The following is a 25,988-nucleotide window of genomic DNA, read 5'->3' as shown; positions in this document are numbered from 1 at the left end:
GCTCGGCGATGATGTGGTCCTGGACGCTTACTGCTTTGCTTCCACGGTGGCCCATGCTTTGGCTTGCAGTGCCTTGGCACGCTCGTCGTATTTAGCATCGATGAGCTTCATTTCATCGTCGGTCACATCTTCAAATTCATTCTCAATCAGTTGGCGCGCGCGTTCGGCCGAGAGGGCCAGAATCGCGCCGAACTCGTCGTACGCCAGTGCGGCGAAAGCAGGCACGTTCTTGACGCCCGCCAGGCCCAGCTTGCCGGCAACGACACGATCCATTTCTTCGAAATTGATCAGTTCCTCGTCCATGCCTTCCAGACCTTCTTCGGAGGCAATCGCCTCGGTCACCAGTGCATCGCGCGCGCGGTTGCGCAGCTCGTTGACGGTTTCTTCGTCGAAGGATTCGATCTCCAGCATTTCGTTGATCGGCACGTAGGCAATTTCTTCCAGGCTGGCGAAACCTTCTTCCACCAGGATGTCGGCGACTTCCTGGTCGACGTCCAGCTTTTCCATGAAGAGGATGCGGGTCGCGGCAGTTTCCTGCGCCGATTTGTCGGCCGATTCTTCCGCCGTCATGATGTTGATCTGCCAGCCGGTCAACTCTGCTGCGAGGCGCACGTTCTGGCCGCCGCGGCCGATGGCGATCGCCAGGTTTTCTTCGTCGACGACGACGTCCATGGCGTGTTTTTCTTCATCCACGACGATCGAGCTGACGTTGGCCGGGGCCAGCGCGCCGATGACGAATTGCGCCGGATCTTCCGACCACAACACGATGTCGACGCGTTCGCCGCCCAGCTCGCCGGTCACGGCCTGCACGCGCGAACCGCGCATGCCGACACAGGTGCCAATAGGATCGATGCGCTTGTCGCTGGTGAAGACCGCGATCTTGGCGCGTACGCCCGGGTCGCGTGCCGCCGACTTGATTTCCAGCGAGCCTTGTTCGATTTCCGGAACTTCCAGTTCGAACAGCTTCATGATGAATTCAGGCGCGTTACGCGACAGGATCACTTGCGGACCGCGTGCATTGCGATCGATGCGCAGGATATAGGCGCGGACACGGTCGCCGATACGCAGGTTTTCCTTTGGAATCGTCTGGTCGCGCGGCAGGCGAGCCTCGATCTTGCCGGATTCGACGATGGCGTCGCCGCGTTCCATGCGCTTGATCGTGCCGGTCACCAGCGAATCGCCGCGCTCAAGGAAGTCGGCGAGGATCTGTTCGCGTTCAGCGTCGCGGATGCGCTGCAAGACGACTTGCTTGGTGTCCTGGGCAAAACGGCGGCCGAATTCCACGGACTCGATCGGCTCTTCGATGTATTCATCGACGGCGATGTCAGGAATCTGTTCCTTGGCTTCGAAGTGCAAAACTTCCTGGTCGGGCAATTGCAAACCTGCTTCGTCAGGCACCACGTGCCAGCGACGGAACGATTCGAATTCGCCGCTTTCGCGGTCGATCGACACGCGGATGTCGACTTCGCCTTCGTAGCGTTTCTTGGTAGCTTGCGCAAGCGCGTGCTCCAGTGCTCCGAAGACCACATCCTTATCGACGTTCTTTTCGCGCGCCAGCGCATCGACCAATAACAAAACTTCGCGACTCATGCTTTGCGACTCCTAAAATCCACTTTCGGCACCAGGCGTGCCTTATCCACATCGGCGAGCGTAAAGTCCAACAACGCTGCCGACCCATCGTTTGCTTCAAATTCCAGTTTTAAATTCTCGCCCTCGGGCGCCCGCAAGATGCCTTGGAACGACTTGCGATTGGCTGCGCCCGGCATCGGCATGCGCAGCTTGACGATTGCTTCCTGATCGGCAAAGCGCACGTAGTCGCTGAGCTTTTTCAGGGGGCGATCAAGCCCGGGAGATGACACTTCCAGCCGTTCGTAGTTGACGTTTTCGACGGTAAACACGTGCAACAGCTGATGCGTGACTTTTTCGCAATCCTCGACCGTGATCGGGCCCTTGTCGGCGTCGGCGAACGGAAAATCGATAAACACGCGCACCAGACCGCGGTCCGCTTTCTCGAGGTCGACCAGTTCATAGCCCATGCCCGACAGGGTGGTTTCAATCAGATCCAGCAATTGCAAGGAAATCTCTCCGCGCTTCGTTCTGCGCATTTCAAACAACCAGCACAGACACGTCAATTTGTTCAGCAAAAAAAAAATGGGCAGATGCCCATCGTTCTTATCGTTTATTCAACTATGGACCGCTTCACGATGTATTTCACCGTGAAGACACCCCGTTAACTTGCGCATTATAACCGATTACGGTATGTCCGGCAATTCAAGATTGCCGGACATACCGCAGACACCCCGATATTCGCAAAAAAAATACCAGAGCAATCAAAGACTTATCCGCGGCGGCGGCGCTGCTGACCGCCCGCGCCCATGCCTTGACCGGGCATGCCACCGCTGCCGCCATTGCGTTGCGGACGATTGTGGCGACGCTGGCCGGCGTCCGGGAAACCCAGCGCGGTCTGCAACGGGTCAGGCTGACGCGGCTTGTTGCCCTGCGGACGGCCACCCTGGCCTTGACCTTGCCCCTGCCCTTGGCGCGAACCTTGACCCTGGCGCGGCCCCTGCCCCTGGCCTTGCCAGGACGGTTGCTGGTCGCGACGCGGACCACGTGGTTGCATGGGGTTGGCGTTGGCGTTGCTGCGCGGCTGACTGTCGCCGTTGACATTGCCATTGCGATTATCGCCGTTGCCATTGCGATTGCCGCTGTTGCCGCCTTTGGACTTGCCCGACGGCGCCTCGGCGCCGCCCGGTTTTTCCAGACCGCACACCGTCAGCAGAGTACGCACGGCGTTTTCTTCCAATTCTTCCCAACGACCGCGTTTCAGGCCTTGCGGCAGCGTCATGACGCCGTAGCGTGTACGGATCAGGCGCGACACGGTCAGGCCGATGGCTTCGAACATGCGGCGCACTTCGCGATTACGGCCTTCGCCGATGGTCACGCGGTACCATTTGTTGACGCCTTCGCCGCCGCCGTCGGCGATCTTGGAAAACTGTGCAACGCCGTCATCGAGCTCGACGCCGTGCAACAGTTTCTGGCGCATGCCTTGTTCCAGTTCGCCCAGCGTACGCACGGCGTATTCACGCTCGATGTTGTAACGCGGGTGCATCAGCCGGTTGGCCAGGTCGCCGGAAGTCGTAAACAACAGCAGACCTTCGGTGTTGAAGTCGAGACGACCGACGGCCAGCCATTTGGCTGCCTTCATGTTCGGCAGGCGATCGAATACCGAAGGGCGGCCTTCCGGATCGTTGTGACTGACAATTTCGCCGGCCGGCTTGTGATACACCAGCACGCGCGGAGGCTTCTTGCTGACCTTGCGCTGCAACAGCTTGCCGTTGATGCGGACCTGATCGGTCGGCAGGATGCGCTGGCCGATGTGAGCAGGCTCGCCATTGACCGACACCCGGCCGGCCACGATCAGTTCTTCCATGTCGCGACGCGAACCCAGGCCGGAGTCGGCCAGCACCTTGTGCAGCTTTGGTGCGTCGTCTTCCGACGTCAGGTCACGGCGGCCGTTCTTGCCGCGCAGCTGATGCGTGCCGCGCGCGCCGCTGCGAGCGCCGTCTTCCTTGTCATAGGCATCGGAGGTGACGAACGAAAATACGTCGTCGCCGGCGTCATGCGAACGCAAACCCAGTTGCGGCGCCTTCGGCTTGCCGCCCTTGACGAATGGTTTCTTGCCTTTTTGCTGGCGATTGCGATCCTGGCCCTGACCGTCGCGGCGCGATTCCGCCATGGCCTGGTCGGCCACCGGAACCGGCGCATTGGCATCCACCGAAAGCGGTTGTTCGTCGCCGGCAACGGCATGATGCGGCTCACCTTCGCCGGCTTCAGCGGCGCGCTGTGCGGCGCGATTGTTGCGCAAGGCGCGCGGACCGCGTACACCGCGGCGGGCCGGCTTGGTGCGCGCACTGTCGGTCGGTGCATCAAGCAGGACCGGCGCGGCAGTGATTTCTTCACCAATGGTGACAATGACCTTGGGCGCTTCCGCCGCAGGCGAAGCGGACTCGGCAACCGGGGCTGGAGCAGGCGCAGTATCAGCATCGGCATCGGCAACCACCTTCTTGGCGCGTGGCGCGCGCTTCTTCGGTGCGGGCGCATCGGCGGCGGCTTCAGCCGCGACCGGTGCAGGCGCGACCGTTTCAGCGGGCGCTTCCGCAGCGACCTTTTTGGCGCGCGGTTTGGCCGGCGCCTTGGCGGGCTTTTCGATCGGCGCAACTTCGGTGGCGACATCTTCCGCCGCGGCCTTCTTGACGCGCTTGCGAGCCGGCTTGACAGCGGTGGCATTATCGGCTGCGGCGCCGAGCAGATCTATCTGCTGATCATCATTGGAACTAGATGGTTTCATTATTTGAATCGCGGTTATTCAGACCGGGCGCGGCGTCACTTGCGTGGCCGGAGGCGAGGTCGTTGGTGTGAATGTCTTCAGCAGAAGCAGGGCTTTGAGCCGGCACTTCTTCGTGATTGGCGACGCTTGGTGCGATGGCATCCACGTCATTCTCGATGTCTTCCCCTGGAATTTCTTCCACGGCAGTTCCGGCAACCGGCTCTTCAGCCACATCGGCGGCTTCAGTTGTTGCATCCGTTGCATCTGTTGTACCCGCCTCGTCGACGGACTCAGCCGATTCGGCAACTTCTTCGGTCGTCAGTTCCGCTGCAATGCCGTCGGCAACTTCGGCAAGCTCGGCCACATCGACAGGTTCGCCGGCGGCTGCCTCCGCTTCGCCCTGCGCGAGCAGGTCGGCCTGCATGCCGGCTTCCAGCGCCTGCAATTCCAGCAGCGCGCCCGGATCGACTACGCCGTCCTTGGTCACGGTCTTCAGCGGCGGCAACTGATCCAGCGAAGTCAGGCCGAGGTCGTCGAGGAATTTCCTGGTCGTCGCAAACAGTGCCGGACGGCCGGGCACGTCGCGATGGCCGATGGCCTCAATCCAGGCGCGGTCTTCCAGCAGCTTGACGGTCTGGGTGCTGACCGTCACGCCGCGAATCTCTTCGATGTCGCCGCGGGTGACCGGCTGGCGATAGGCAATGATGGCCAGGGTTTCGAGCGTGGCGCGGGTGTATTTCGGCGGCTTTTCAGGATTCAGGCGATCCAGGTAGACTTTCATCTCGGCCCGGCTCTGGAAACGCCAGCCGGTCGACAGGCTGACCACTTCCACGCCCTTGTCGATCCAGTCTTCGCGCAGTTCTTCCAGCATTTGCCGGATGATGTCCGCAGTTATTTCACTGGCGGCATCGTCGCCTGAGACATAAAGCTTCTTCAGTTCGTTGATTGATAATGGCTCGTGGGCGCATAGCAATGCTGTTTCGAGGACTTTCTTGGCCTCAATAGTATTCATGTACGACTCGTGTGCGGCTTGTTTAATAAAAGTTCGCGGCTGACTATTCGGATATATCGGATATACGGACTATACGAAGCCTGGCTGCGCGGGTTGAGTTTCATCACAGCGCCAACGGTGCTGCCAGGTTGTCGAACCTGAATATGCTGCTGATGCTGTTGGTGCTGCTTCCCGGCGCTCGATTTATAGGAGGTTGAAGATGAGCGGGAAAATAAGGCTTGGTTGCGAACACAGAATCTTGAGTTCCCAGATTCTCGCACCATTTCAACTTTTGACCTTGCAGGCGGCGCCGAGCTGAGTTTTCGGGTGGCCGGAGGCAAAATGCAAAATATACTGCGCGGAGTTTAGCACAAAGGCCCGGACGGTTGTCGCCTCAATCGTGCATCGTTGCAGCAGTCAGACAGAATTTACAACGTGACTGCGAGGCAACAAATACCGGCTGCGGCATGCTCCCACGGCTGGCCGGATCAGCCGGCCGCCTTCTTTTCCAGCTCCAGCCGGCGCGTGAAATCCTCTGCCGGCATCGGCTTGCCAAGCAGATAACCCTGTACCTCATCGCAGCCGTTTTCGAGCAGGAAGTTGTATTGCTCCTGGTCTTCCACCCCTTCGGCAATGACCCGCAGGTTGAGGATGTGACCCAATGAAATCACTGCCTTGACGATCGCCGCACTGTCGGCGTCGCGGGCGATGTCGCGCACGAAGGATTTGTCGATCTTGAGTGCATCCACCGGGAAGCGGCGCAGGTAGCTCAGGCTCGAATAGCCGGTACCGAAGTCGTCCACCGACACCTGCAAACCCAGGCGCTTGAGCGCATTGAGCGTGGCGACGGTCTTTTCGGCATCCTTCATGACCACGTTTTCGGTGATTTCCAGCTCCAGCCAGGCGGCCGCGAGACAGCTCTCGGCCAGCACCTGGCGCACGAACTCGGGCAGATTCTGGTCGAGCTGGCGCGGCGACAGGTTGACCGCCACCGGAATCGGCGCCAGGCCCGCATCCTGCCAGGCCTTGTTCTGGGCGCAGGCGGTGCGCAACACCCATTCGCCGATCGGCACGATCAGGCCGGCTTCCTCGGCAAACGGGATGAAACGGTCCGGCGGCACCATACCCTGGTCCGGCGTGATCCAGCGGATCAGCGCCTCGGCGCCGATGATGCGGCCGCTGGCCAGACTGATCTTGGGCTGGTAGTACAGCTTGAATTCGTCGCGGTCGAGCGCGCGCCGCAGGCTGACCAGCATTTCCAGGCGATTGCTGACCTGCGCATCCATCCAGCCGGCGAAATACTGGAAGTTGTTGCGCCCCAGCTCCTTGGCTTTATACATGGCCGAATCGGCGTTCTTGAGCAGCGTTTCGACGTCGCGGCCGTCGGTCGGGCAGCGGCTTACGCCGATGCTGCAGGTGACATGGAATTCGCGATCGCCCACCACCCACGGCCGCGCCACGGCGGTGAGGATGCGTTGCAGCACTTCGGTGATGCGATTTTCGTCGGGTTGATTCTGCAGCACCAGCACGAATTCGTCGCCACCCTGACGCGCCACCATGTCGGTTTCACGCACGCACGACACCAGCCGCTGCGCCACGGTCTTGAGCAGCTCGTCGCCGACCTGGTGGCCGAGGCTGTCGTTGATGAACTTGAACTGATCGAGGTCGACGAACACCACCGCCGTCAGCGTGCCCTTTTGCCGCGTGCTCTGGATTGCGCGCTGCAAATGGTTGTGCAGCATGGTGCGGTTGGGAAGGCCGGTCAGCGCGTCGTGCGTAGCCTGATGGCGGATTTCGGCTTCATACAGCTTGCGTTCGGTGATGGCTTCGACGGTGCCTTCATAAAACATCAGGGTGCCGGCCTCGTCACGCACGGCGCGGGCATTTTCGGAAATCCAGATGATCTCGCCGTCACGCCGGTAGACGCGCGATTCGAAGTTCGACACCGAACCGAACTCGGCCATCATGCGCATGAATTCGGTGCGGCGCTCCGGCTCGACATACAACTGATGCTTGATGTCGCGCAGACTGACGATCAGATCATCCGCCGACTTGTAGCCGTAGATGCGCGCCAGTGCCGGGTTGACCGCGATGTAGCCGCCGTCCGGCGTCGATTGAAACACGCCTTCGATGGCGTTTTCAAAAATGCTGCGGTAGCGCCGTTCCGCTTCCAGCAAGGCCTGATCCGCTGTCTTGCGCGCGGTGACGTCCTGCACGTAGCCTTCCAGCGCATCCAGAGTCCCGGCGGCGTTGTAGATGCCGACGCCGCGCTCCCACACCCAGCGCACTTCGCCGTCGGCGCGCACGATGCGGTATTCGAGCTCGAAGCGGCGCTTGCCGTCCAGGCAGGACTGGATGGTCCGGCGAACCTTTTCGCGGTCTTCGGGATGGGTGATGTCTTCGTAAGAGATACGGTGATTGAACAGCAGTTGTTCCGGTTGATAGCCGGTCAGCTCAAGACATCCCTCGCTGACGAACTCCATGGTCCATTCTTCGTCGTCGCGGCAGCGATAGACCATGCCGTCCAGATTGGCCAGCAGGGTTTCCAGCAAACGCGGGGGCCTGGCGATGGACGTGATGGCGGCGGCGTTGTCTGGCGGAATCACGGAAGCGACGATCTTCATAGGTTCATCAATGGGGTTACACAATCCATGCCACACGGCAATAACGAAAGGGAATGAGCGGAGATTGCAACAGGTTCTGACGGGCTACATTGCGTCCAGGCAATGATGAGCGGCCACCCATTTTTTGATCACAATAAGCAATAACAATGCCATTCAACCATCTGGCCCGGTACGTCAAGCCCAGCCCAAACTCTTGAGTATGTATATCCACAAAGCAATACCTGTGCCGCTTTCCCGGCAGTTGTCCCTCCCACGCAACGCACCAATCTGGCGCAACCCTGAAGCCTCCGGTGATTGCCGTAAATACCATTCTTTTCGGCCCATGCCACTCCCCTGGCAGCAGTAGAATCCCAACACCGCCTGACAAACAACAAAAAGGACGCTGGTATGTGGGCAACTCGTTACATGATCTTGTGGTTCATGATTTTCCTGACGCTGGCGCTCGCCATCCTCGCCTCGGGCCATGTGGTCAGCTGGTGGTGGGCTGCAGCGCCGCTGGCGCTAAGCATGATCGGTGTGCGCGATATCGTGCAACGCCGCCATGCAGTACTGCGCAACTACCCGTTGATGGGCCATTTCCGCTTTTTGTTCGAAGCGATCCGCCCGGAAATCCGCCAGTACTTCTTCGAAGGTGAAAACGATGGCGCGCCGTTCACGCGCAAGAAACGCAGCGTGGTCTATCAGCGCGCCAAGGCCGACGTCGACAGCCGCCCGTTCGGCACCGAGCTCGACGTCAAGCTGGCCGGCTACGAATGGATCGGCCACTCGCTGTCGCCGACCAGGATCGCCAGCCATGATTTCCGCGTCGTCGTCGGAGAAGGCCTCGCGCAACCGTATGCAATGTCGGTCTTCAATGTCTCGGCGATGAGCTTCGGCTCGCTCTCGTCCAATGCCATCCGCGCGCTTAATCAGGGCGCCAAAAAAGGCAACTTCGCGCACGACACCGGCGAAGGATCGATCTCTACCTATCACCGCGAATTCGGCGGCGATCTGGTCTGGCAGATCGCCTCCGGTTACTTCGGCTGCCGCCATCCGGACGGCAGTTTCGACGAAGAGAAATTCGCCGTCCAGGCCAACGCGCCGCAGGTGAAAATGATCGAAGTGAAGTTGTCGCAAGGCGCCAAACCCGGCCACGGCGGCGTGCTGCCGGCGGCCAAGATCACGCCGGAGATTTCCGCCACGCGCGGCATCCCGATGGGCGTCGACTGCATCTCGCCGGCGGTGCATTCATCGTTCTCTTCGCCGATCGGATTGCTGCAATTCATTGAAAAACTGCGCACGCTGTCGGGCGGCAAACCGACCGGAATCAAGCTGTGCGTCGGCCATCCCTGGGAATTCTTCGGCATCGCCAAGGCCATGCTGGAAACCAACATCGTGCCCGACTTCATCACTGTCGACGGCGCCGAAGGCGGCACCGGCGCGGCGCCGCTGGAGTTCACCGACCACGTCGGCATGCCGCTGCAGGAAGGCCTGCTGATGGTGCACAACACGCTGGTCGGCATCGGCATGCGCGACCGCGTCAAGATCGGCGCCAGCGGCAAGATCATCACCGCCTTCGACGTCGCCCGCACGCTGGCGCTCGGCGCCGACTGGTGCAACTCGGCGCGCGGCTTCATGTTCGCACTCGGCTGCATCCAGTCGCAGAGCTGCCACACCGATCGCTGCCCGACCGGCGTGGCGACGCAAAATCCGACGCGCGCCCGCGCGCTGGTGGTGCCGGACAAGGCCGAACGCGTCTACCGCTTCCACCAGAGTACGCTGCATGCGCTGCAGGAACTGGTGCAGGCGGCCGGCTTGCCGCACACCTCGGCGCTGCGTCCGTTCCACATCGTTCATCGCATCAACGACCATGAAATACAACTACTGTCGGAGATGCTCAAATACCTGGAGCCGGGCGACCTGATCACCGGCAATTACCGCTACCAGGTCTACGAAAAATACTGGCCGATCGCACGCGCCGAAAGCTTCCATCCGGAAATCGGCAGCAGCTTCCATTGAGTTGTTTTACGTGACGCGGCCAGGACGGCGCGCCAATGAAAAACGCCCGCGATTGCGGGCGTTTTCATGCTGGTCTTCTACAGAAGCGGCGCGTGCGCCAAGGTAAATATTCTCGAAATTATTTACGCTTCATGAAGAAAATGAATTCCTGATTCTCTTGCGACTGCGACAGCAAATCGTTGCCGGTCTGCTTGGCGAATGCCTGGAAGTCGCGCACCGAACCGGTGTCGGTCGCCGTCACGCGCAATACCTGACCGCTCGACATGTCGGCCAATGCCTTCTTGGTTTTCAGTATCGGCAGCGGGCAATTCAGGCCCCGTGCATCCAGCTCTCTGTGAAATTCAATAACCATACTGTGAATCAAAAATTCCTAGTGATCGTTCGAGAATTCTACTCCAACCTGAACCGCCTTGGTGCGTCGCAACATACTGTGTTGTATTTCGCGCACTACTGTTGTGCAGGGGAAACTAGCGGGGTGGATGAGCCGGCAAATTCAACGAACTGGACCGGCAAATCGTGCCGCCGCATCCACTCCGCCACAGCGTATCCCGTCCCCGCCGGCCAAGGCCGCAAATCGGGTGGGGCCACCAGGCGATACTCCAGCAATTCCGGAGACAACCTGATCTGGCCCGAGGCTTTCACGTGATACGCAATGATCAGTTCATTCTTGCGCATGAACTCGTAAACGCCGATCAGGGTGATCTGGTTGGCATCCAGATCGGTTTCTTCTTTTATTTCTCGGGCGATGCCCTGCTCCGGCGTTTCATCGCGCTCCATGAAGCCGGTAATCAGCGCGAACCGGCCTTCCGGCCATGCCGCATTACGCGCCAGCAACATCTTGCCGTCGATCTCGACCAGGGCCGCCAGCACCGGCAAGGGATTGTCCCAGTGCGTCCAGTGGCCGTCGGGGCAGGCAAGCCGCAGCTTGCCCGCCTCTTGTTCGTCGGCGCGCATCACCAGCGAGGTGGCGCAGACGGGGCAGAACTTGAAATCGCTCATGGATGCGCTCGTGCTTACGCTTTTGCGCCGACCCAGGCGACGACGCCTTGCAGCGCCTTCGGCAAGCCGCTCGGATCGGTGCCGCCGGCTTGCGCCATGTCGGGACGTCCGCCGCCCTTGCCGCCGACTTGCTGGGCGACGAAGTTGACCAGTTCACCAGCCTTGACCTTCGATGTCGCATCGGCAGTGACGCCGGCGATCAGGCTGACCTTGCCGTCCTTGACCGATGCCAGCACGATGGCGGCGGTCTTGAGCTTGTCCTTGAGCTTGTCCATGGTTTCGCGCAGCGTGGCGACATCGGCGCCTTCCAGCGTCGCCGCCAGCACCTTGATGCCATTGACGTCAACCGCTTGCGCGAGCAATTCGTCGCCCTGGCTGGAGGCCAGCTTCGACTTCAATGCCGACAATTCCTTTTCCAGCGCCTTGACGTGATCCTGCACCTGCGCGATGCGCTGGGTCAGTTCTTCCGGCTGCGCCTTCAGCGCCGCAGCCGCTTCGGCGATGCGGTTGCTCAAGCTCTGCACCAGCGCCAGTGCGCCTTCGCCGCTGACGGCTTCGACGCGACGGATACCGGCGGCAACGCCGCCTTCCGCAACGATCTTGAACAGGCCGATATCGCCCGTGCGCGACACGTGCGTACCGCCGCACAGTTCACGCGACGAACCGATCGACAGCACCCGCACTTCGTCGCCGTACTTCTCGCCGAACAGCGCCATTGCACCGGCGCCGACGGCGTCGTCGTAGCCCATCAGTTTTGCTTCCGTCGCGGCATTGGCCAGGATTTCGCGGTTGACGATTTCTTCGACGCGACGGATTTCCTCGGCGCTCATCGGCGCATTGTGGCTAAAATCGAAACGCGTCTTGTCGGCGTCGACCAGCGAGCCCTTTTGCGACACATGGTCGCCCAGCACTTCACGCAGCGCCTTGTGCATCAGGTGAGTGGCCGAGTGGTTGCGCATGATCTGTGCACGTTGCTCTGCATCGACCTTGGCTTCCACGGCATCGCCCACCGACAGTGAACCCTTGATCAGGCTGCCGTGATGACCGAACACTTCCGGCTGGATCTTTTGCGTGTCGGCCACGGCAAACAGCGCGCCCGACGATTCCAATGCACCGGCATCGCCTGCCTGGCCGCCCGATTCTGCATAGAACGGCGTGGTGTCGAGCACCACGATGGCGTCCTGGCCGGCTTCGACCTTGGCGACGGCGCTGCCGTCGACGTACAGCGCAGTGACCTTGGCCTGCTGCGTCAGCGCGTCGTAACCGACGAACCTGGTCTTGCCACCGCTGTATTCGATGCCGGCGGCCAACTTGAATTTACCGGCGGCGCGGGCGGTCGATTTCTGACGCTCCATGGCCGTGGCGAAACCGGCTTCGTCCAGTTCGACATTGCGCTCGCGGCAGATGTCGGCGGTCAGATCCAGTGGGAAGCCGTAGGTGTCGTACAGCGTGAAGGCTGTCTCGCCGTCGAGCCTGGCGGCGTTCTTGGCCAGCGCGGCTTCGAGGATCTTCATGCCGTGCTCCAGCGTCTCGCCAAAACGCTCTTCTTCCTGTTTGAGGACTTGTTCGACACGCGCAGCAGCGGCCGGGAGTTCCGGATAGGCCGCGCCCATTTCGGCGACCAGGTCCTTGACCAGCTTGTAGAAGAACGGCTGGGTCTGGCCCAGCTTGTGGCCGTGACGCAGCGCGCGGCGGATGATACGGCGCAGCACATAGCCGCGGCCTTCGTTGCCCGGAATCACGCCGTCGACGATGAGGAAGGACGTCGCGCGGATGTGGTCGGCGATGACCTTCAGGGAATTGTTTTCCAGATCAGTGACATTGGTCTCGCGCGCGGCTGCCTTGATCAGCTTCTGGAACAGGTCGATCTCGTAGTTGCTGTGCACGTGCTGCAGGATCGCAGCCAGGCGTTCCAGGCCCATGCCGGTGTCGACGCACGGCGCCGGCAGCGGGGTCAGCGTGGCTTCGCCGGTCTTCGGATCGATCTGGCGGTCGAACTGCATGAACACGTTGTTCCAGATTTCGATGTAGCGGTCGCCGTCCTGCTCAGGGCTGCCCGGAGGACCGCCCCAGACGTCGGGACCATGATCGTAGAAGATTTCCGAGCAGGGACCGCACGGGCCGGTATCGGCCATTTGCCAGAAGTTGTCGGAAGCGTACGGCGCCCCCTTGTTGTCGCCGATGCGCACGATGCGTTCTTTCGGCAGGCCGATGACCTTGTGCCAGATGTCGTAGGCTTCGTCGTCGGTTTCATAGACGGTAGCCCACAGCTTTTCAGCGGGCAGGCCGTAGACCTTGGTCAGCAGCTCCCAGGCCCATACCAGCGAGTCGTGCTTGAAATAGTCGCCGAAGGACCAGTTGCCCAGCATTTCGAAGAAGGTGTGGTGACGCGCGGTGTAGCCGACGTTTTCCAGATCGTTGTGCTTGCCGCCGGCGCGCAGGCAGCGCTGCACGGAGGTGGCGCGCACGTAATTGCGCTTGTCGGTGCCCAGGAACACGTCCTTGAACTGGACCATGCCGGAGTTGGTAAACAACAAGGTGGGGTCGTTGCCCGGCACCAGGCTGGACGAACGGACGATGGTGTGTCCCTTGGATTCAAAGAATTTCAGAAACTTGTCGCGGATTTCGGCTGAGTTCATGTTCTAGGACTGTAAAGAAAACGGTGCAAAAATGAGTTGGCAGAGAAAGCTGCTGTAATCGGCTGCTGTGAACCGGTGATTATACGTGATTAGCCCTGCCGCAATCATGGTCGGCAAGGCCTGCAGCACGTTTGCCGCAAGTCAACACGTCCGATCGAAAAAAAGACGTAAAAAAACCCGTTCGGATTGCTCCCAACGGGTCAATGGCGATATCAACCTGCAACCTGAATCAGACCGGTCTCGGAATTCTCCGACCTATCCCCCTCACGACTTGCCTGGCCAAAATCCCCTCCGGTAAATCAAGCGCCTTGATACAGCTTGCCGTTCTTGCTCTTCTTGGCGTGTTTCTTGTGCTTTTTAGCGTGTTTCTTGTGCTTGGCATGCGGCGCCTTGGCTGCCGGTGCTGCGGGTGCGGCCGCTGCAGGAGCGCCAGGTGCTGCGGGAGCGTTCTGTGCCAGAACAGGCATGGCGAAAGCGGCGACGAGTACGGCTGCCAATAATTTATTCAGTTTCATCTTTTCCTCTTAAGTTGGTTCTTACAAGCTCGCTGACGATTGTTTGTCACGTCCCCCGTCAATTCGGCGAATCCGCTCTGACATGCGGCCTGTCTTTGCTGTAACGCCAGAATTCTGATTCGCGTTGACATAGTTTAAGCGGAGCGCACCAGAAATCCATTCAGGAATTACCTGATGTATTTCACCGCAGTTGTGCGGATCGGTTCGGCTTTTTTGGTGGCAGCGCGATCTTTCTTGCTCACCGCTTTGGCCGGCTGCTCCTTCACTGCAACCGCGTAGTGGGGCTTGGCGAGGTGATGGTTTTTTCCTCCATGCGTTTTTTGCGCTGCGTGCCGGGGATGCGGACTGGTCAATTGCCTGACGGGCGCCTTGTTTTTTTTCTTGAGGGCTTTACCCGGCTTTACCGGTTTGGCGGCGTGCGTCTTCCTTGCAGTCGCGCCAGTCTTTGCCGGAGTCGCCGGCAGCGTTGCGGCTGCCGCCTTTACCGCCGCATGATCGCGACGGTCTTGCAGGATTTGCGCCTCGCGCACCGTCAGCTTGCCGGCCTTGAGGTCGCGCACGATGCTGTCGTCGGTGTATTTCTTCTGGCTGCCGCCGGACTGAGCGCCGGCGTTGCTGGTGATGACGATGACGGCTGCTGCCGCCAGCATGCTGAGCATGCCCTTGGTTTTCATGTTCCTTGCTTCCCTGACTGGTTTCTCTTTGTTTCTCTTGTTGTGCTTATTCCGGACCGATCAGATCAATGCGGTCGGTGCAAAATCCATCCACGCCCCAGCCCAGAATCTCTTCTGCGCGGGCCGGATCGTTGACGGTGTAGCAGAATAAACCATATCCCGCCTGTTTCACCGCCTGCGCCAGCGCCGGCGTCAGATTCTTGTGACTGGTGTGCAACGCCACCGCCTCGAGCGCCTGCAAACGCGCTTCCCAATCCGCGGGAATGCGATCGACCAGGAAGCCGCGCGGGATACCCGGCGCGACCCGCTTGGCCGCCATCAGCGCGTCGAAGGAAAACGACGAAAACAGCGGCAGCGTGCGGTCGTTCCGTCCCGGCACGTGGGCAGCGATTTCAGCGGCGAAAAACCGCGCCGTCACCTCGCCCGCCACTTCGCCGGTGCGCACAGCCCAGGCGTCGCCGGCCGGCTTGATCTCAATGTTCATCCAGATGCCGTTGGCGCGGCTGAACTCCAGTACCTGTTGCAAGGTGCAGACCGCTTCGCCGGCATATTGCGGGCTGTGCCAGCCGCCGGCGTCAAGCTGCTGCAATTGCGCCAGCGTGTGCTCGGCGACCTTGCCTTCGCCCGGCAGCGTACGGCCGAATACCGGGTCGTGCATCAGGATGGCCTGCTCGTCGGCGGTCAGCATGACGTCGAACTCCACCGCGCGGAAACCGTGCGCCATGCCGCAGCGGAAGCCCGCCAGCGTGTTTTCCGGCGCCAGCGTGCCGCCGCCGCGATGCGCCGCTACTTTTGGATAAGGCCACATGTTTTTCTCCCGCATAATTTAGTGCCGACATTCTATGCCGGGCGGCGACGCGATAACAGCATTTCATCGCCCGGATTCGCCGCTTCGTCGCCGGCGGCTGGTGCAGCTGCCGAATCGGGTTACCATTCCCGAATTCGTAACCCAGTCGCAAATTCGAGAACTCACCGGATCCGCTCAGAACTTTTCATGACCATCCCCGCTTCACGCTTACGCCTCATCCCGCCGGAACTACTGCGCGGCCTGCTGCCGACCATGATCATCAACCTGCTGTGCGCGCTGGTGGTCACTTACCTCATGCGCATCGGCGCCGGCTTCGTTGAAAACCTGGTGTTCTCGATCTGCATCGGCACCACCGCGATGGTGCTGATCGACTGCGGCCGCCTGCTGCTATGGGGCGAGGACGAGCCGAACAAACCCGGCTTCCTGCTGATGCTGGTGATTTTCGCGCCCTTGTCGTTCGTCATCGGCAACATGATCGCCGGCGCCCTGCTCGGCTATCCGCTCAGGATTTTCAACACCGGCCAGGCCAACAACACCATCGGCGTGATCGTCCTGATCCTGCTGGCCTGCGTCGGCGCCACCCTGTTCTACTGGAACCGGGAAAAAATGGCCGCGCTCGAAGCGCGCAATGTCGTCATCGAGAAGCAAGCCTTGCAAGCCCAATTGCAGATGCTGCAGGCGCAGATCGAGCCACACATGCTGTTCAATACGCTGGCAACGCTGCAGACGCTGATTTCCAGCGAGCCAATACGCGCGCAGCAAATGCTCGACCAGTTGATCCATTACCTGCGCGCCACGCTGTCGACCTCGCGCAGCGAACAGACCACGCTGGGCCAGGAATTCGACCTGATCAAGGCCTACCTCGGCCTGATGTCGCTGCGCATGGGCCTGCGCCTGACCTACAGCCTGCAGTTGCCGGACGAGTTGCGACGCCAGCGCATTGCGCCGATGCTGCTGCAGCCGCTGGTCGAAAACGCCATCCGCCACGGCCTCGAACCCAAGATCGACGGCGGCGACTGCACCGTCAGCGTAACCCAACATCAGGAGTTGCTGATCATCAGCGTGTTCGACACCGGCATGGGCCTCAACAGCACTGCCAGCTACAATCGCCCGGACAGCACGCACCTTGGCCTGGAAAACATCCGCGCCCGCCTGTCAGTGCTGTACGGGCCGGAGGCCGAGCTGACCTTGACGCATAACATCCCCGAAGGCACGGTCGCGCAAATCACCATTCCGGTGTACGCCCTCAAGAAGTCCTACGTCGAGCCCAATTAATCCGTCAACCATGCCAGCCACGCCGCCTGTCCGCGCCCTGATTGCCGAAGACGAAGCCCTGCTCGCCGACACCCTGTCCGCACAGCTGCAACGATTGTGGCCCGGCCTCGACATCGCCGGCATCGCGTCCAACGGCATGGCCGCCGTCGAACAGGCGCTGGCGCTGCAACCCGACGTTCTTTTCCTCGATATCAGGATGCCCGGCCAGAGCGGCCTGGAAGCGGCACGCGAACTGGCCGACGAATGGCCGCACCAGCGGCCTTTCCCCTTGCTGGTATTTGTCACCGCCTACGACGACTATGCGATCCAGGCGTTCGAGCAGGCGGCGATCGACTACGTGCTCAAGCCGGCCAACGACGAACGCCTGGCGCTCACCGTGGCACGCCTGCAGGCGAGATTGAAGAAGACGAATGATCAGGGACTGGAACAGGTGCTGGCGCAGCTGCGCAGCCTGGCGCCAGGTGCACTGGCTTCACCCGTGGCGCAGGAGCGCCTTCGCATGATCCGCGCCGCCGTCGGCAACCAGGTCAGGCTGATTCCGGTCGACGACGTGGTGTATTTCGAAGCCACGGACAAGTACGTCAACGTCGTCACCGCAGACGGCGAAGCGCTGATCCGCACCAGCCTCAGAGAATTGATCCCGCAGCTCGACCCCGAGCGTTTCTGGCAGGTCCATCGCGGCACCGTCGTGCAAATTGCCGAAGTCGCCGCCGCGCAGCGCGACGAGGCCGGCAAGCTGTCATTGAAACTGCGTCAGCGCCCCGAGACGCTGGCCGTCAGCCGCCTGTTTGCGCACCTGTTCCGGCAAATGTAGACCCGCGACCATTAGCACCACGCCCAGCATATGGAGGGCCTTGAGGAAGCCGACAGACATGGAATTCTCCCGTTGATCCAATCAAATCAGGATTCCAGTATCTGCAGCCGTGTCGGGAAGAAACAGCGCAATGCGACGAAACGCCGCCCGCGAGGAGCGAATTGCAGCGGCGGATCAACGACCGCCGTAATAGCCGCCGCCACCGTAATACGGCCCATGGCGGTAATAACCACCGCCGTGCGGCGGGCCGACCGGGACCACGATGCAGGCGGACAGCGAGGTGGCGACCAATATGCCGGCAATGGCGAGTTTGAGCAGCTTCTTCATGACATCCTCCTTGGACTTGGCGATGGGCACAGCTTGCCAGCGAAGGAAAACGGCAGGTAATTCGCATCCGTATCAGGTGTAATCAATTATTTCCCGCCGTGCGCCTGCGGGCAGCACTTCCAATGCGCCGCAAAACCCCGTCAACACCCCTTGCTGCGGTAAAATGACTGTCTATACCTATATGTCTCCCCACAAAGCATCCATGAGCAACGAACTGAAAAACGGTCACACTCCGGCACCATCCACCAATTTCCTGCGCGGCATCATCGAAGCCGACCTCGTTTCCGGCACCTATGCCGAACGCAGCGACAAGCAGGGCCAGGCCCTGCCGCAGGTAGTGACCCGCTTTCCGCCCGAACCGAACGGCTACCTGCACATCGGCCACGCCAAGTCGATCTGCCTCAACTTCGGCCTGGCGCGCGACTACAACGGCCGCTGCCACCTGCGCTTCGACGACACCAATCCGGAGAAGGAAGACCAGGAATATGTCGACACCATCATCGACTCGGTCAAATGGCTGGGCTTCGACTGGGACCACGACGGCCAGCCGCACCTGTACTACGCCAGCAATTATTTCGACGTCATGTACGCCGGCGCGCAAGCGCTGATCCGCAAGGGCCTGGCTTACGTCGATGAACAAAACGCCGAACAGATGCGCGAAACCCGCGGCACGCTGACCGAACCCGGCACCGATTCGCCGTGGCGCAACCGCCCGGCCGACGAATCACTGCGCCTGTTCGAAGAAATGCGCGACGGCAAACACGCCGACGGCACGCTGATCCTGCGCGCCAAGATCGACATGGCCAGCCCCAACATGAATCTGCGCGACCCGGCCATCTACCGCATCCGCCACGCCACCCACCACAACACCGGCGACAAGTGGTGCGTGTATCCGATGTACAGCTACGCGCATCCGATCGAAGACGCGCTGGAAAGCATCACCCACTCGATCTGTACGCTGGAGTTCGAAGACCAGCGACCATTCTACGACTGGGTGCTGGAACGCCTGGCCGAAGAAGGTTTCTTCAAGAAGCCGCTGCCGCATCAATACGAATTCGCGCGCCTGAACCTGACCTACATCATCACCAGCAAGCGCAAGCTCAAGCAACTGGTCGATGAACACATCGTCAGCGGCTGGGACGATCCGCGCATGCCGACCATCGTCGGCCTGCGTCGTCGCGGCTACACGCCGGAAGCGATCCGCCTGATGTGCGACCGCACCGGCGCCTCCAAGAACAACAGCTGGATCGACTACAGCATCCTTGAAGGCGCGCTGCGCGACGACCTCGACCCGAAGGCGCCGCGCGCCGTCGCCGTGCTGCGTCCGCTGAAGCTGATCATCGACAATTTCCCGGAAGGCCAAAGCGTCGAATGCAGCGCACCGGTGTATCCGCCGGCGCACCCTCTGCACGACAGCGAGCATCGCCTGTTCCCGATCACCAGGAACCTGTGGATCGAAAAGGAAGACTTCATGGAAGTGCCGACCAAGGGCTACTTCCGCCTTTTCCCCGGCAACAAGGTGCGCCTGCGCTACGGCTACGTGGTCGAGTGCACCGGCTGCGACAAGGATGCGGACGGCAACGTCATCGCCGTGCATTGCAACTACTTCGAAGACAGCAAGAGCGGCACACCCGGCAGCGCCAACTACAAGGTCAAGGGCAACCTGCACTGGGTCAGCGCCGACCATGCGCTGGAAGCCGAAGTGCGCCTGTACGATCGTCTCTTCACCGACGCCCATCCGGACGCCGGCGGCAAGGATTTCAAGCTGGCGTTGAACCCGTCCTCCAAGGAAGTCATCACCGCCTACCTGGAACCGACGCTGAAGACCGCCGCAGCCGGCGCGATCTACCAGTTCGAACGCCACGGCTATTTCGTCGCCGACCGCGTCGACTCCGTCGCCGGCAAGCCGGTGTTCAACCGTGCCGTCACGCTCAAGGACAGCTGGGTCGCCAAATAATCAGTCCAATCATATTCTTCCCGCCGGCATCCCAGGACGTCGGCATTTTTTTGCGAGTCCATGATGTTTGAAACATTGCAAATCCAGCGCTTCTCGTTCGGCACGGTATACAAGATCCTGTTCGTCGCCGCCACTTTCTCGATGGTGCCGCTGGCTGTCCTGATGGGCTTGTTCGCCTTCTTCGGCGCCGAAACCATCGTCTGGAACGGCCAGCATCTGACCGGCCTGATGGGCCTGATCGCCTCGCCGTTCGTCGGCATCATGATGGCGCTGATCTTCACCGGCTTTCTCGGCACGCTGTTCGCCTGCGGCCTGTGGCTGTACTCGAAATTCCGCCCGCTTCATCTCAGCTATACAAAATAAACCCGGACATGCGCAGGTGCGCATTCAGGCAACTCCACCAAAGGACAGCAACATGACCATCTCTTTCTACAACGCTTCAGTACCCGTCTTCAAGCAAGGCCTGAACAGCCTCAAGGGTATCCTCGCCAAGGCGGAAGCGCACGCCACTGCGAAGAACATCGACGCCGACGCCTTCCTCAAGGCACGCCTGTTTCCCGACATGCTGAACCTGACCCGCCAGGTGCAGATCGCCGCCGATTTCGCCAAGGGTGTGCCCGCGCGTCTGGCCAATGTCGAGGTGCCGCCGTACGAAGACAACGAAGCCAACTTCGCCGATCTGCAAGCGCGCCTGGACAAGACCTTGGCCTTCATCGAAGCCCTCAAGCCGGAACAGTTCGACGGCGCCGCCGATCGCGAAATCGTGCTGCGTCCCGGCACGCCGAAGGAAAAGCGTTTCACCGCTGAAGCCTACCTGCTGCACTACGGCGTCCAGCACTTCCTGTTCCACGTCACCACCGCTTACGACATCTTCCGCCACAATGGCGTCGAAGTCGGCAAGAGCGATTACATCGGCACTTACTGATTTTCAGCAAGAAGCGCCCGCCGTTCATCACGGGCGATCAAATAGCACAGAGCGTATTGAAGATCCTTCCGTCGTTGTTTACGGAGGGATTTTTTTTGACCGGCGTATCCGGTACGGAGCTGAACTTCCGCTGAAGTCTCGTCAAGACCTGCTTGAGCTGAAACGATTTCAAATGTAATCAAATGCATTATCCGTTGGCGATCGAAAAATTCTCGGTATAGTGCGATTGTCCCAAAATCAAAAAGAGCCACCACATGAAACGCTATTTATACGCATCCGCACTCGCCCTCAGCTGCATGGCGGTGCTCTTGCCCGGTCAGGCCGCGGCACAAGTCAGCGTCAACATCAATATTGGCACGCCGCCGCCGGCGCCGCGCTACGAAGCGGTCCCTCCGCCACGCGGCGGTTATATATGGGCGCCCGGGTACTGGAACTGGGATGGATATCGCCATGTATGGGTGCAGGGGCATTGGGAACGCATGCGCCGCGGCTATGAATATGACCGCCCTGAATGGCGTGAGGGGCCACGTGGATGGGAACTGCATCGCGGCGGCTGGCGCCGGGGTGAAGAACGTCATCGCGAACATGACGACGACGATCGTCGCGACGGCCCCCGCTATCATTGCCCACCGGGACAGGCAAAAAAAGGAAATTGCTGATCCGGGCATCGTCAACCGGCAGTCGGCCGGTTGGATCGCACAAAGCGCATCACTGCGCTTTGTGCATCTTTGTGCATTTCTCCGCAGTCGCGTCGAATGCCAGGAATATTATTTGACGAAACGGGCAGCCGTCACCAGATCTTCAGCCATTTGAGCAAGCCCACGGTGGCCACGCCCAGGCCCATCATCACCCACATCACCATCGTGAACGAAGCCTCGTCGTGCAGTCCCGGCAAACCCGCCACGTTCATCCCGAAGATCCCCGACACCAGCGTTGCCGGCATCAGCAGCGCGGTCAGGATCGACAAGGCCATCAGGTTGCGGTTCATCTGCTCGGACATCTGCGAGGCGATCTCTTCCTGCAGCAGCTTGGCGCGTTCATACAGCGCTTCCAGCGTCAGGTGCAGTTCATTGAGCTCATCGAGCGCGTGGTTGAGTTCTTCCAGCGCGGCGGTCGGCACCCAGCCCGGGCGCAGGCGATTGAGCTGATTCAGCAGGCGCCGCTCCGGCGTGATGTGGCGCCGCAATTCCGCCAGCTGGCGACGAATCGCACTGAGTTCGCTGCGGTCTTCCGGTCGACGATCCGACAGCACCGACTCTTCGATGTCGTCCACCTTGTCGTTGAGCGAGGCCACGCGCGCGTCAAAACCGTCCGCCAGGCAGCGCAACAGCTCAGCGAACAATTCCATCGGATTGTCGAACAGCGCGCCGTCGAGCACCTTCTGGCGCAGCATGTTGGTCGAACACAGCGGTTGCGTACGCAAAGTCAGCAGACGGTTGCCGTCGAGGAAAAAATGCAGCGCGCCCTTTTCGGTGCCGGTGTCGCCGATTTCCATCTTGAGATCGGCCAGCGTGCCGTAGGCGCCGTTGGCGGTGGTGTGCAGGCAGGGGTGGGTGTCGCTGCTGAGCAGGAATTCCGCGATGTGTTCGGGAATGTCGTCGCTGGTTTCCATCCAGTGGCGCACCTTGACGTCGGCCGTCTTGACGTGCAGCCAGCTGAACGCCGGCGCCGCGACCTTGCCCGCCAGGACTTCATGCCACTTCAGCTGGGTGGCGCGCCCTTCGTCGAAACGGAACGCGCAAATGAAGCCTGCGGGCTCGTACAGCAAGTGCAGGGCCTGAGGCGTGTCCGGGGGATTGTGCATGGCGCGGCGCTATCGACGTGAAAACGCTGGATTCTACCGGCCGACTTTGACAATTTTGTGACAAGGCCGGCGCCATGAAGGCGCGCCAGCCCGATCAACACGATCAGTAGTTGTAGTTGCGGTTGGCGTAGGCGTCGCGGGCGGCATCGCATTGCGACATCTGCGCCTTGGACATGCCCGAGGTGCCGTTCATCTGGCATTGATCCGCCACCGATTTGGCTTCATCCAGATGCTGGCGGAAATAAGCGTAGTCCTTCTTGCCTGCCAAGGCGTCGCAACCGGACAAAAGAGGTGCAGCGGCGACGCACAACAACGCGAGGGAATGTGTCAGAGAGATCTTCATACGGCGTGTTCCTGTTTTTTTGAGTGATAAGCCGCTGCCGGCAAGAGGCAATTCCTTCGTGCGCATCGCAGTCCCCTTCCCGGTTCTGTCCGATGCAAAGCTATTGCCCCGCGTGAGTATAGTAAGTTCAGGAACATTGCTCAATGGAAATCTGGCAAGTAGTTGGCAAGTTCGAGAGTTTGAAACCGGTAAAGCCTTGCATATGAAAACGCGGCCATCAGGCCGCGTTTTCATTTCGACAACTTATGCGCCGCGCTTTCTCAGCAAGGCGTACAAGAGGATCGCACCGAACGTGGCGGTACCGATGCCGCCCAGCGCAAAGCCGCCCAGCTTGAGGGTGAAGTCGCCCGCGCCCAGCACCAGCGTCACCGCGGCCACGATCAGGTTGGTGTTGTTCGAGAAGTCGACCTTGTTCTCGACCCAGATGCGCGCACCCGATACGGTGATCAGGCCGAACACCACGATCGACACGCCGCCCAGCACCGCGCCCGGAATCGTCAGGATCACCGCGCCGAACTTGGGCGAGAAGCCCAGCACGATCGCAATCACCGCCGCCACCACGAACACGAGCGTCGAGTAAATCTTGGTCACTGCCATCACGCCGATGTTCTCGGCGTACGTGGTCACGCCGGTGCCGCCGACGCTGCCCGACAGGATCGTCGCCAGGCCGTCGCCGATGAAGGCGCGTCCCATGTACTTGTCGAGGTTCTGGCCGGTCATGGCGCTGACCGCCTTGATGTGGCCGAGGTTTTCCGCCACCAGGATGATGGCGACCGGCGCCAGCAACGCCATCGCCTCAGCCTTGAACACCGGCGCCGCGAAGCCCGGGATGCCGAACCACGCCGCATTGGCGACGCTGCTGAAATCGATCGGCTTGCCGAGGCCGGCGCCGTTGGTCAGGATCGCGTAGATCACGTACGCCAGCAGCAGCCCGATCAGGATCAGCAGGCGTTGCATCATGCCACGCGTGAACACCGCCACCAGGCCCACACACAACACCGTGCCCAGCGCCATCCAGGCGTCGAAGTTGTTGCCGGTCACGCCATTGACCGCGATCGGCGCCAGGTTCAGGCCGATCACCGCGACCACCGAACCGGTCACCACCGGCGGCATCAGGGTTTCGATCCAGCGCGTGCCGACGATGCCGACCAGCAAACCGATGAGCGTATAGACCACGCCGCAGGCGACGATGCCGCCGAGCGCAACGCCGAGGTTGGCGTTCGGACCTTGTCCGGCATAGCCGGTGACGGCGATCACCAGGCCGATGAAGGCGAAGCTGGAACCGAGATAGCTCGGCACGCGACCGCCCACCAGCAAAAAGAACAGCAAGGTGCCGACGCCCGACATCAGGATCGCCAGGTTCGGATCGAAGCCCATCAGCAGCGGCGCCAGCACGGTCGAACCGAACATCGCCACCACGTGCTGCACGCCCATGGCGACCGTCTGCGGCATCGGCAGGCGTTCGTCGGCTGCGATGACCTGTCCTTGTCCATCCGACGTGCCGCTGCGCACACGCCATTGTGGGAAATATGAACCCGCCATGAATTTCCTTCCGAGTTGAAGTTGTAGTTGTTATGAGGCGCCCATCGGCCGCCAGCCACCAGCCGCGATGGACCTTGTTGTTGAATGACCGCTAGTGTATTGAGGCAACGTCCAAATGACAATTGCCCGCAAGCCTTAAACGAGAGAAAAACGCAAAAAATTTGCACGCCCCGACCTGCTTGCGTTGTCGCGGTGCAGAATTCCCCGCCATGGGCCGGTGCTGCCCCAATTTGGCCGCGCCGACGTTGAAAGTTTTTCAGCCGAGGCTCGACCATGCTCACGCGATGCCGCCGGGAAAATGTAATAATCAAGCCCCGCTTCACCATACACTTACTTACACGCTCAAACGGAGACAACAATGATTCTGGAACTTGCCGACATCCGCATCCAACCGGGCAAACAGGCTGAATTCGACGAAGCCATCCAGCGCGGCATCGCGCAGACCATCGCCACCGCCAAGGGCTATCTCGGCCATCAGGTGCAAAAAGGCATCGAAGCGCCGGAACGCTACCTGCTGATGGTGCAATGGGCGACGCTGGAAAACCATACCATCGACTTCCGCGAATCGCCTGCCTTTACTGAATGGCGCGGCATCGTCGGCCCGTTCTTCGCCGGCGCACCGAATGTCGAACACTTTGCGCTGCTGGGCGGCTCTAAGTAAGAACCGGTAAAAACCAGTTAGAAATAGTTAAAAATAGTTGGAAACAGTCCACATGTCATTGCGGCAGGCGAGCCTGCCGCAATGTACAAACACCGGGAACGCAATGCCGATTGCCCGACCTAACTGATTAATGACATTGCACCTCCACATCGATACACCCGGACCACGCGCATGAAGATTCTTACCCGCCTCGCCGCTTTGTCGGCGGTCGCCTTCGCGGCCGGCTGCGGCGAACCGCCGGACGATACGCACTTGCAGGAGAAAGTGATTTCCGGGTTTTACCAGCAGCACCTGAAAACCCACAGTCCGGGCATTCCGAGCGCGGACGAGCTGAAACAATTGCAGCCGTTCGTCTCGCAGGCGCTGTTCAAGCTGCTGAGCCAGGCCTCCGAAACCGAAATCAAATACCACGCTGCCGCCACCGATCCGGTGCCGCCGCTGGTGGACGGCGACTTGTTTACTTCGCTGTTTGAAGGCGCCTCGACCTTCAAGGTCGACAGTTGCGAAAGCGACGACGCGCATGCCTCCTGCCAGGTCAGCTTTACCTACAAGGGCAGCAGCGGCAGCGGAGGCAAGGGTGACGAAGAAGAGAAGTGGAAGGACAAGCTGCTGCTGGTCAGGGAAGACAAGCAATGGCGTATCGACGACATCGAATTCCTCGGCAGCGATCAGTCGTCGCAACGTGAATATCTCACCGATACCCTCAGCAGCATCATCAACGAGTTCAACTGAGCAACCGGGACTCATCCCTCGCTGCCGGCG

General features: G+C 60.6%; 25 protein-coding genes. 9 read left to right on the top strand and 16 right to left on the bottom strand.

All coding sequences use genetic code 11. The features are described from left to right. Positions 1 to 27: 27 nt before the first annotated feature. The 5 genes from nusA to DXT88_RS03660 all read right to left on the bottom strand — a co-directional run bounded on the left by nusA (position 28) and on the right by DXT88_RS03660 (position 7,945). On the bottom strand, positions 28 to 1,590 hold the full coding sequence (gene nusA, locus DXT88_RS03680; protein ID WP_265211660.1) for a transcription termination factor NusA: 1,563 nt from the start codon (positions 1,588 to 1,590) through the stop codon (positions 28 to 30). After that, entirely contained in the window at positions 1,587 to 2,075 is a 489-nt protein-coding gene (gene rimP, locus DXT88_RS03675; protein ID WP_116434890.1) for a ribosome maturation factor RimP, read from the bottom strand. Before rimP ends, nusA begins: the two co-directional genes overlap by 4 nt. Before the next feature lie 263 nt (positions 2,076 to 2,338). Next, entirely contained in the window at positions 2,339 to 4,351 is a 2,013-nt protein-coding gene (gene rluB / locus DXT88_RS03670) for a 23S rRNA pseudouridine(2605) synthase RluB (RefSeq protein ID WP_265211659.1), read from the bottom strand. Then, on the bottom strand, positions 4,338 to 5,342 hold the full coding sequence (gene scpB, locus DXT88_RS03665; RefSeq protein WP_265211658.1) for an SMC-Scp complex subunit ScpB: 1,005 nt from the start codon (positions 5,340 to 5,342) through the stop codon (positions 4,338 to 4,340). Before scpB ends, rluB begins: the two co-directional genes overlap by 14 nt. Positions 5,343 to 5,809: 467 nt before the next feature. Further along, positions 5,810 to 7,945 carry a bifunctional diguanylate cyclase/phosphodiesterase gene (locus DXT88_RS03660; protein WP_265211657.1) on the bottom strand — a complete coding sequence of 712 codons (2,136 nt, stop codon included), beginning with the start codon at positions 7,943 to 7,945 and terminating at the stop codon, positions 5,810 to 5,812. A gap of 387 nt (positions 7,946 to 8,332) precedes the next feature. Here DXT88_RS03660 and DXT88_RS03655 point away from each other — a divergent pair, with 387 nt between their 5' ends. Further along, complete coding sequence (locus DXT88_RS03655) at positions 8,333 to 9,943, top strand: FMN-binding glutamate synthase family protein (protein WP_265211656.1); 1,611 nt, start codon at positions 8,333 to 8,335, stop codon at positions 9,941 to 9,943. 118 nt (positions 9,944 to 10,061) lie between these two features. Here the strand turns inward: DXT88_RS03655 and DXT88_RS03650 are convergent, their stop codons facing one another. The 6 genes from DXT88_RS03650 to ugpQ form a co-directional block, all read right to left on the bottom strand. Further along, on the bottom strand, positions 10,062 to 10,295 hold the full coding sequence (locus tag DXT88_RS03650) for a sulfurtransferase TusA family protein (RefSeq protein WP_007876134.1): 234 nt from the start codon (positions 10,293 to 10,295) through the stop codon (positions 10,062 to 10,064). A 95-nt stretch (positions 10,296 to 10,390) separates the two neighbouring features. After that, positions 10,391 to 10,942, bottom strand: a complete 552-nt coding sequence (locus tag DXT88_RS03645) for an NUDIX domain-containing protein (RefSeq protein ID WP_265211655.1) — start codon at positions 10,940 to 10,942, stop codon at positions 10,391 to 10,393. A gap of 14 nt (positions 10,943 to 10,956) precedes the next feature. Next, positions 10,957 to 13,581: an alanine--tRNA ligase gene (gene alaS / locus DXT88_RS03640; protein WP_265211654.1), complete on the bottom strand. Its 2,625-nt coding sequence runs from the start codon at positions 13,579 to 13,581 to the stop codon at positions 10,957 to 10,959. A gap of 299 nt (positions 13,582 to 13,880) precedes the next feature. Next, positions 13,881 to 14,096, bottom strand: coding sequence for a hypothetical protein (locus tag DXT88_RS03635; RefSeq protein WP_029364021.1), 216 nt, complete (start codon positions 14,094 to 14,096; stop codon positions 13,881 to 13,883). A 167-nt stretch (positions 14,097 to 14,263) separates the two neighbouring features. Then, entirely contained in the window at positions 14,264 to 14,770 is a 507-nt protein-coding gene (locus DXT88_RS03630; protein WP_265211652.1) for a hypothetical protein, read from the bottom strand. Positions 14,771 to 14,816: 46 nt separating this feature from the next. Continuing rightward, positions 14,817 to 15,578, bottom strand: a complete 762-nt coding sequence (gene ugpQ / locus DXT88_RS03625) for a glycerophosphodiester phosphodiesterase (RefSeq protein ID WP_265211651.1) — start codon at positions 15,576 to 15,578, stop codon at positions 14,817 to 14,819. 186 nt (positions 15,579 to 15,764) lie between these two features. Between ugpQ and DXT88_RS03620 the strand changes: the two genes are divergently transcribed. Continuing rightward, positions 15,765 to 16,853, top strand: coding sequence for a sensor histidine kinase (locus tag DXT88_RS03620; RefSeq protein WP_016836590.1), 1,089 nt, complete (start codon positions 15,765 to 15,767; stop codon positions 16,851 to 16,853). A 10-nt stretch (positions 16,854 to 16,863) separates the two neighbouring features. After that, the gene (locus DXT88_RS03615) at positions 16,864 to 17,667 is read left to right on the top strand and encodes a LytR/AlgR family response regulator transcription factor (RefSeq protein ID WP_265211650.1); all 804 of its coding nucleotides are present in this window, start codon (positions 16,864 to 16,866) and stop codon (positions 17,665 to 17,667) included. Between the two features lie 174 nt (positions 17,668 to 17,841). Here the strand turns inward: DXT88_RS03615 and DXT88_RS03610 are convergent, their stop codons facing one another. Further along, positions 17,842 to 17,994 (bottom strand): hypothetical protein, encoded by a 153-nt coding sequence (locus DXT88_RS03610; protein ID WP_016836593.1) that lies wholly within the window; start codon positions 17,992 to 17,994, stop codon positions 17,842 to 17,844. A gap of 202 nt (positions 17,995 to 18,196) precedes the next feature. On the opposite strand from DXT88_RS03610, the gene DXT88_RS03605 reads away from it, so the two are divergent. From DXT88_RS03605 to DXT88_RS03595, 3 genes are read left to right on the top strand one after another with little or no spacing between them, the layout of a single operon-like run. Next, entirely contained in the window at positions 18,197 to 19,951 is a 1,755-nt protein-coding gene (locus tag DXT88_RS03605; protein ID WP_265211649.1) for a glutamine--tRNA ligase/YqeY domain fusion protein, read from the top strand. Between the two features lie 60 nt (positions 19,952 to 20,011). Beyond that, a complete protein-coding gene (locus tag DXT88_RS03600; RefSeq protein WP_016836596.1) occupies positions 20,012 to 20,314 on the top strand; it encodes a hypothetical protein in 303 nt (100 codons plus the stop codon). Positions 20,315 to 20,366: 52 nt separating this feature from the next. Then, complete coding sequence (locus tag DXT88_RS03595; protein ID WP_265211647.1) at positions 20,367 to 20,876, top strand: DUF1993 domain-containing protein; 510 nt, start codon at positions 20,367 to 20,369, stop codon at positions 20,874 to 20,876. Here DXT88_RS03595 and DXT88_RS03590 read toward each other — a convergent pair. Further along, positions 20,870 to 21,058, bottom strand: a complete 189-nt coding sequence (locus tag DXT88_RS03590) for a hypothetical protein (RefSeq protein WP_265211645.1) — start codon at positions 21,056 to 21,058, stop codon at positions 20,870 to 20,872. The genes DXT88_RS03595 and DXT88_RS03590 overlap by 7 nt on opposite strands. Before the next feature lie 72 nt (positions 21,059 to 21,130). Between DXT88_RS03590 and DXT88_RS03585 the strand changes: the two genes are divergently transcribed. Next, positions 21,131 to 21,535 carry a YXWGXW repeat-containing protein gene (locus DXT88_RS03585; protein WP_083831051.1) on the top strand — a complete coding sequence of 135 codons (405 nt, stop codon included), beginning with the start codon at positions 21,131 to 21,133 and terminating at the stop codon, positions 21,533 to 21,535. Positions 21,536 to 21,666: 131 nt separating this feature from the next. On the opposite strand, the gene DXT88_RS03580 is transcribed toward DXT88_RS03585, so the two are convergent. The 3 genes from DXT88_RS03580 to DXT88_RS03570 form a co-directional block, all read right to left on the bottom strand. Continuing rightward, positions 21,667 to 22,680, bottom strand: a complete 1,014-nt coding sequence (locus DXT88_RS03580) for a transporter (RefSeq protein WP_016836599.1) — start codon at positions 22,678 to 22,680, stop codon at positions 21,667 to 21,669. Positions 22,681 to 22,783: 103 nt separating this feature from the next. Continuing rightward, entirely contained in the window at positions 22,784 to 23,023 is a 240-nt protein-coding gene (locus tag DXT88_RS03575; protein ID WP_016836600.1) for an EexN family lipoprotein, read from the bottom strand. 243 nt (positions 23,024 to 23,266) lie between these two features. After that, positions 23,267 to 24,565: a solute carrier family 23 protein gene (locus tag DXT88_RS03570; protein ID WP_265211641.1), complete on the bottom strand. Its 1,299-nt coding sequence runs from the start codon at positions 24,563 to 24,565 to the stop codon at positions 23,267 to 23,269. 358 nt (positions 24,566 to 24,923) lie between these two features. Between DXT88_RS03570 and DXT88_RS03565 the strand changes: the two genes are divergently transcribed. Together DXT88_RS03565 and DXT88_RS03560 are read left to right on the top strand one after the other, a co-directional pair. Further along, entirely contained in the window at positions 24,924 to 25,226 is a 303-nt protein-coding gene (locus DXT88_RS03565; protein WP_265211640.1) for an antibiotic biosynthesis monooxygenase family protein, read from the top strand. A gap of 171 nt (positions 25,227 to 25,397) precedes the next feature. Continuing rightward, the gene (locus DXT88_RS03560; protein WP_265211639.1) at positions 25,398 to 25,958 is read left to right on the top strand and encodes a DUF3828 domain-containing protein; all 561 of its coding nucleotides are present in this window, start codon (positions 25,398 to 25,400) and stop codon (positions 25,956 to 25,958) included. The last annotated feature ends 30 nt before the right edge of the window (positions 25,959 to 25,988 follow it).

This window comes from Herbaspirillum lusitanum, assembly GCF_026127345.1.
Classification (GTDB): Bacteria; Pseudomonadota; Gammaproteobacteria; order Burkholderiales; family Burkholderiaceae_D; genus Herbaspirillum; species Herbaspirillum lusitanum.
Note: the sequence above shows the minus strand (reverse complement) of the source record. Positions and strands in the feature narration are given on the sequence as shown.